General features: G+C 42.8%; 4 protein-coding genes. All 4 read right to left on the bottom strand.

Features of this window, described 5'->3' with window-relative positions; translation table 11 throughout:
- Positions 1–267: 267 nt before the first annotated feature.
- The 4 genes from essC to O3616_RS05600 are packed head-to-tail and all read right to left on the bottom strand — an operon-like array spanning position 268 to position 6,626.
- Complete coding sequence (gene essC, locus O3616_RS05615; protein ID WP_371638334.1) at positions 268–4,716, bottom strand: type VII secretion protein EssC; 4,449 nt, start codon at positions 4,714–4,716, stop codon at positions 268–270.
- On the bottom strand, positions 4,706–5,896 hold the full coding sequence (gene essB / locus O3616_RS05610; protein WP_070842356.1) for a type VII secretion protein EssB: 1,191 nt from the start codon (positions 5,894–5,896) through the stop codon (positions 4,706–4,708). Before essB ends, essC begins: the two co-directional genes overlap by 11 nt.
- The gene (locus O3616_RS05605) at positions 5,893–6,141 is read right to left on the bottom strand and encodes an EsaB/YukD family protein (protein WP_070842355.1); all 249 of its coding nucleotides are present in this window, start codon (positions 6,139–6,141) and stop codon (positions 5,893–5,895) included. Before O3616_RS05605 ends, essB begins: the two co-directional genes overlap by 4 nt.
- Entirely contained in the window at positions 6,141–6,626 is a 486-nt protein-coding gene (locus O3616_RS05600; RefSeq protein ID WP_070842354.1) for a type VII secretion EssA family protein, read from the bottom strand. Before O3616_RS05600 ends, O3616_RS05605 begins: the two co-directional genes overlap by 1 nt.
- Positions 6,627–6,718 lie beyond the last annotated feature (92 nt).

Below are 6,718 nucleotides of genomic sequence, written 5' to 3'. Positions count from 1 at the left end.
CTCACAGAAGTCTTGTTTTTACTAACAACATCCATCTGACTCTGAATACGATCATTCGCAGATTCCAACCGTCTTATCTTATCCTCATAAGTACGTATATCCAAACGGATCCAACGAATTTGCGCATGACAATTCGCAATAGCACTATCGTATCGTCCCATACATAAACTCCTCCACTTTTTCTCTAATTATATCAAAAATTCTGATGTTTTACCATAAGGATTGGGAAAGTACCCTAAAAATAAAAGCAAGTCAAATGACTCGCTTTTACTCACTGATAAGTTTGATACGATAACCATCTCGGCTGGTGAAGTAGTTGTACTCATCCACTCCGACAACCGATTCTGTGAAGCTACTCTTAATGGATACAACATTCTGGTCTTGGAAACGAATACCAATACAGCCTGCAGGCACATTGACCTTCAGAATCTTATCCACTTCCATATAGCCGTTAACGATCTGACGAAGCTCACCCATAAAGATGAAGTGGAGTCCAACTGTCCCTCCTTTGTGTAGGAGAGCCTTAAAGGCATCCTCTGTCATCTTAAGATTCATAAGCTTGCTGAGGGCTTGTGCTTCTGGAATCAAGATGTAGATAGGGTAATCCAAATCAGCTGGCGTGCGCGCATCCACTTCAGACTGCATATCCATAAAGAAACCAGGGATTTCCTCGCCCACAAATACTTGGTCGAACAGCCCTTCCGACTGATGGTAGTTTCCTGTTGGATCCACCAAGAACTTTTTAATGTGACTAGGCACTTTTTCTAAGCCTGTCAGAAGCGCTGCTTCGCCATATTCTAGCTGCTGCATAGTATCATAGAGAAGCTCAAAGTAGCCGTCTCGTTTTGGCACAAAGCCAACCGGGTGTGTACTTTCTTTGTCAAAACCAATTGGCAACTCGCCTCTTTGCCACATATCCTGAACTTCCTCGTGATCTTCAAAGAAACTCGTAGAAATCTTACTTGGCAACATAGGTACTGCTTCTGGACGTAAGCCTTGCCAGTCCTGATTCATCGATTGGATTTCTGCTGTTAAGTGAGAAAGACGGTCTATATCGTCTTTTCCTTCTATCGGCAGATAGACTTGTAACTCTAGAACTTCTTCCTGTTTCACCTGAGCACGGCCGACAATTTCCTGGCCAGGCAGGGCATCACGTCCCATAACCGTCCGAAGCGCTCCTTCTTCTACTAAGTAAAAGCTCAAAGCATTGGGAATCGTCGAACTCATCCGTAAACGCAAGCTACTAGCGCTGAGTACGGTTATCAGAGTATAAATACCCAGACTAGCTCCTTCACGTAGGAGCTGGTTGACAGCTGACTCAATGATCTCCTCTAATGGGCTTTCCCGTACTGAGTCATAGCCATCAAAGAAGTTGAGAAAAACAGGGAGAGCTTGACCTGTCTTTTGCTCATACTGTAACAGACTAGACACTCCAGCCTCTGTAAAGAGGGCTTTCCGCTCTTTCATAAGACTATCCAGACGTTTCAGATACTTGAGGAGCTTTTCTTCCTCATCTAGTCGAACCAGATCCGCCACATGTGGCAACTCTATAATTGGTAAGAGACCATTCGTCCCAAAATCAAAAAGGTTAAACTGAACTTGCTCAGGCGTATTTCTACGAGCCAGATTCATGAGGATAGTTTGAAGAGCTGTTGATTTTCCAAAGCCAGGGGCCCCATATAAGACGGTATTGCCCAACTCCTCAATATCAAAGTGGTAGACCTCCTGCTTTTGAGCACTTGGTAGATCCAGCATGCCTAGTGGAATGGAGAGTTGACGTGGGGTTGTCCACTCTGCTTGACGGTCAATCGCCTCTCCTACTAGCTCCTCTCCAAGAGGTGGTAACCATGGCTTTTCAGGGAGGATGACTTGCAGACGCTCCGTTTCCTTATTGATATAATCAATCACAGCTTCAAGTTCTGTCTCCTGCTCTTGTGTCTCTTCAACCGAGTAATCCCCGTCATTTCCGTCAATCAATAGTTCGCTCTGCCCTAGTTGATTCACTAACCAAATCCGTTCATCTACTTGATTATCTTCATCACTATAAGGCTGGTAATCCGCTCCACTCCACGCTGACTGGAAGAGTTCATAGATTTCATTGTTTCCGACCTGAAGATAAGCACGACCAGGCTGAGTGATACTAGCCGCATCTGGGGTTTTGATAATCTCATTTGAGTCTGAAGGATCGGCAACCTTGAGCGCCAGCTTAAAGCGAGAATTAGACCAGATCTGCTCATCCACCACTCCAGATGGCTTTTGAGTCGCAAGGATCAGGTGAACCCCTAGGGAACGTCCGATACGTGCCGTGGAGACGAGTTCTGCCATAAACTCTGGTTCATTTTGCTTCAACTCCGCAAACTCATCTGAGATCAGAAAAAGATGAGGTAAAGGCTCTGTCGGATAGGTCTTTTTCTCCTCTGGATCGCTAAGTGCCTTCCCTTTTTTATAGAGCTTGGTATAGCCATTGATATGGTTGACACCGAATTTCCCAAAGAGACGCTGACGCTTTTGAAGTTCAGCACGAATACTCTTCAGCGCACGATCCGTCCCAGCTCCATCCAAGTTGGTAATAGCACCCATCAAGTGAGGCAGCTTAGAAAAGAGATTGGCCATTCCTCCCCCTTTGAAGTCAATCGGAAGAAATCCAACATCTTCTGGCGCAAAGTTAACAGCTAGAGACAGAATATAGCTCTGCACAATTTCAGACTTACCAGAGCCGGTAGTCCCTGCAACTAGTCCGTGTGGACCATGGGCACGCTCATGAAGGTTGAGCAGCACAATATCATCCTTCCCTCGAACACCTAGAGGTACAGCGAGAGACTTAGATGCATCCGCCGCCCGCCAGCGTTTCTCCACATCCAATTCCTCGACCTGCTTAACACCGTAGAGTTCCATAAAGGAAATCGTATCTGGAATCGAGTTTTTCTCCACTTCGATATGATTGAGATTGGCCAAACGGTAAATCGCTTCTTCAAGTTTTCCATTTTGAGGCAGACGATTAGGCTTAAAGTCCTGGTTGACATAGATATGATGATTATTGACGAACTTGGCTGTTTCTCCATTTTGGTAATCAACCACTGCCGTCACCGTCTCAGGCAACATATTGAGACTTTCCTTACCCCAGATAACCGTCACTCCATACTGGGTCATATCCTCTGCCAGAAATTCATTGAGCCCATGTCCTGACAGCCATGACTCATCCAAAATCGTCAAGACATAGTGCGGCGAGAAGATTTGCTCCTGCTTTTGTTCCCGAACGCCCTGACGACGCTTGACTAACATCTGGTAAAAAGAGGTCAAGACCATGTCCCTGGTCTGGTCATCATGAATAAGTCCCCGTAAATTGAGACTCCGCATTTGCGCATGAGGCAACCAGCGCCATTCTCGCCAGTGATTCTCGTATTCCTCTTGGGAGACCAAGGTCACAAACTCTACATCATGATAGGAATGGAGCGCCGCAATCTGAAACAACAGCGTTTGAACTGCTACTCGTAAGACAGGAGCTACTCCCGCTAATCCCAAAGCCTGATCACGTAGAGAGAGAACAATAGGCGCATCCTCTAATTTTATATGAGGTTGTACCAGTTTTTTCTCGACAAAGCGGCTCCAGTCTTCCTTGCGATTGGTTGGTTGAAAACGTAAGGAATAACTAGAATCAATCGCTCCAGTTCCCAAATGAACCTTTAGAAAGTCATCATTTGTCACCATCTTCTCATAAATCCGTGGGTTGTAACTTTCTACTAAATCCACTAATTCATCCACTGATGGAAAATTATATGTCAAGGCTTTCTTTTGTTCCGCCTTTAGACGACTCAATTGGCTTCCTGTCTCTAAGAGATACTCTTGATAATCATCGTTTCTTTTCTGATTCTTCTCTTTGACTTCCTTTTTATTGGTAAAATAGCTCGATACTGAAAATCCAGCTGTCAAGAGACTGGCACTGGCCATTCCCATCATAAGCAAGGCATTTCCCTGCATAAAGACACTAGAGGCTCCGCTAATCACCACCATTCCAACAGGCGGTACGATCGCACGCCATAGCTCACCACGTCTAAGTTTTTCTTCTGGCGCTGGTGAATTGATTTCCACCTTATCCTTAGGCTCTTTTAGATAAATGCGTGGACTTCTACGATAATTAGGAAACTCATGTGGAAACTCAGCTTGATAAGGTTCTTCAAACAAATGATCAGATTGGATAGTGTACTGTCTGCTCAAGGGCAGGAAATGGATCTGATGTTCTCGAAATGTGAAAAGAAAGCAGTCCACCACCAAAACATCCCCTACCTGAATAGAGGCATCAACTTCCTCTAGAATTTGTCCATTTAGATAAACCTTAGCTCCATTAGATGATCCAGAGAGATGATAGGTATTCTCCTTAACCTTCAGGTAAAGGAGAGCTTGACTTTCAAGGCAAACATCTGCTTTCTTCTCCTTAGAAAAGAGTAAGTCCTTCTTAGGATAGGTAAAGGAATGAATCTGAATCTGTTCATGTGGAATGGCTACCAGACTTTCCTCCTCCTGACCAGTCCAAGGGATTCCGTCCTTTTCAAGGCCACTTTCAGTAATTGAGATATGACTTTCTCCAATATTGATTGAGGAGGCCCTTTCGGTCAACTCTTTGTACTCAAAGCATTCTTTAAACGAAAACACATGCCAAAGAATCTCTTCATCTGACAGCTTTTGACTCCAAGTCGCTTGTTTGCCCTTAGTTGCCATTTTTAGTCTCCTTTGATGTACTATTTGCCTTTGAACTTCCGTTTAATTGTTCCTGTAACTTATCAATTTCTTTTTGATACTTTTCAAGGAGTTCTCGCTTTTTCGCTCCGCTCATCGTACTGTCTGTATTGACCTGATCATAGAGCTTCGTATAAGCATGAAGAATATACTGAATGTCCCCAATATTTTGAGCAATATCAAGTGCTTTTTCAAGTTCCCCACGGCCAATATATACCCAATAAGAAAGAGTATTCTCACTAGATTTCTGTGACAAGTTTCTAGATACCGCTTCCTTTTGTTCTTGAGTAAGATTGTCTAACTCTAACGAGCTAGCCGCAAGTGTATACTGGACTCCCTTCGGAAGACTATTTGGAGCTTCTGACTTAAGACCTTCTACCACTGCAGTATAATCCTTGGCAATGTAACTCGTCTCAGCCTGAATGATTTTATCCTGCTTAGGCACCACATAAAAAGCATAAATACCTGTTGCAATCCCCATCGCAACTGTTACAATTGCGAGTCCTAAAGAACCCCATTTAAACAATTGATAGTTCCTTTTCGAGACAAACAGTTTTTCCTTTTGACGCTTCTCTTCTTGGATACGAGCCTGCTCACTAATGAGATGGTCCACTTCATCAAAAGTCTCCGCTTTAAAAAGAGTTTCCGCAAAAGCATTTTTTACCATCGTAAGACTATCAATTAACTCTTCAAAGTTGAGCTTAGGTTGTAAAATGAACACAGCTAAAGCCTTATATTGCTTTAACAAGTCCTCTTTCATGAGCGAAAAAGGAACCACACTATCTGTCATCCCTCTATGTCCTAAAAGGACACTTTCCCCGCTCACAAACAGATTATCTGGGTGAATAAAGGGTTTCATAGGCTGATCGACAGTTTCTTTTAAGAATTGTAACTTTTGAAAAAGATGAAGGCGCTCTAAGATTTCTTTATTTTCAACAGCTTCTCGAATCGACTGATAACCTGCTGGAATTTGGTAAGAAAGACGGACGACCTCTTCTGCCTCCTCTTTCACTGCTCCTTGAGCTAAATGTGCCGTGCTTTCTAAAAAGAATCGATACTGCTTCATCCGATTCAGTTGAAATTGATTAGCGGATAACTTAATCTCTAGTTCACCAGCCTCTTTCGACCGCTTGGATTGGATACTTGTCTCTTGTACTTTCATTTTTTTCTCCCTACAATTTCTAATTGATCTCCGTTTCCTAAAGGAAAGTCCGCTATCTGGTCATCATCATAAAAGACAATTGATTTATTAGTCACTTGAAGATCAAAGTGACTTGGTAGCTCTTGGTTCATCATTGAAAATGACTCACATATCAGCTCTTTTACTCTCTTGAATGAAACCTGTGTCGGAAGTTTCAAATCATATATTTGGTCTCTCCATTTTATACCAACCGTAATTGTCTTCATCACACACTCTCCTTCTTAAAACGAAGCACTTTTGAGTACTTCCTACCTAGCCAAACACCTAGATAGGTCACTCCAAGTAGACCTATCCCAAATCCTAAAATAGATAGCCAAGTAGGTAGCGAAGTGTTAGAGGTGCTCTCTCCAGTCAAAATTGCTTCATCTGCTCTATAATCTGATTGAAACAAGCCACGCGTCACCTTATCCTGACTCTGAAAACTATTAGTATCTTTAGTCCCGGTAAAAAGAGAGGACTGCGCTTGATGAACATTCTCTTGCTGTGCTTTTTGTAGCTGTTTTTCTTTCTTTACACTATCTTCTAAAAATAATTCAGGAATATTCTTAGACTTAGTAGTCTGAGGACTGTTCCCTCGATCATAGATGGTTTGATTATTAATTTCAAGCCTTCCATCATCTGCTCGGACATCACCTGAGTTAAGAAAAAGACACAACAATAATAGACTAAAAATGACTTGAACCTTCTTCATAAATCTCCTTCCCCACTTTGTAAAGATAGCTTTATTATACTACAAATCACACCATCTCACAAGAAAACAAAAAGGATCCTTACGGATCCTTA

Origin of the sequence: Streptococcus sp. 27098_8_86 (assembly GCF_041432595.1) — a bacterium.
Classification (GTDB): Bacteria; Bacillota; Bacilli; order Lactobacillales; family Streptococcaceae; genus Streptococcus; species Streptococcus pneumoniae_F.
Note: the sequence above shows the minus strand (reverse complement) of the source record. Positions and strands in the feature narration are given on the sequence as shown.

Coding starts and splice junctions, on each gene's coding strand:
- essC (WP_371638334.1), bottom strand. CDS start 4,716: ATGGCAACTAAGGGCAAACAAGCGACTTGGAGTCAAAAGCTGTCAGAT.
- O3616_RS05605 (WP_070842355.1), bottom strand. CDS start 6,141: ATGAAGACAATTACGGTTGGTATAAAATGGAGAGACCAAATATATGAT.
- O3616_RS05600 (WP_070842354.1), bottom strand. CDS start 6,626: ATGAAGAAGGTTCAAGTCATTTTTAGTCTATTATTGTTGTGTCTTTTT.
- essB (WP_070842356.1), bottom strand. CDS start 5,896: ATGAAAGTACAAGAGACAAGTATCCAATCCAAGCGGTCGAAAGAGGCT.